The 384-nt window shown below is 65.6% G+C and carries 1 protein-coding gene; it reads left to right on the forward strand.

The window, feature by feature from the left end:
• Positions 1–92: 92 nt before the first annotated feature.
• On the forward strand, positions 93–384 hold a 292-nt coding region (locus C1J01_RS54450), incomplete at its 3' end, for a LysR family transcriptional regulator (RefSeq protein WP_220040525.1).

Raw genomic sequence — 384 nt, forward strand, 5'->3', positions numbered from 1 at the left:
ACGCGGGTTTGAGGATTTGCAGCGACATGTGCCCGAGCTTAAACTTGCCCGCCAGCCGGATAAACGGCCAACTCTAGGAACACTGTCCAGTCATGCGAACAATGGAGTGGAACGATTGGGAAACCTTCTGCCGCGTGGTGGAGGCCGGCAGCTTCACCGCCGCCGCCGAGGCGTTGGGCATCCCCAAATCGACCGCCAGCGCCGCCGTATCACGGCTGGAAGCCGGGCTGGGCGTGCGGCTCATGACCCGTACCACGCGACAGTTGCGGCTGACCGAAGCGGGCTCGCACTTCTACGACGACATCGCGCCGCTGTTCGAGCGCCTGCGCGAAGTGCACGCCGACACCACCGCGGCCAGCGAGACCGTGGCCGGCACGCTGCGTA

Origin of the sequence: Nonomuraea aridisoli (assembly GCF_003236395.1) — a bacterium.
Classification (GTDB): Bacteria; Actinomycetota; Actinomycetes; order Streptosporangiales; family Streptosporangiaceae; genus Nonomuraea; species Nonomuraea aridisoli.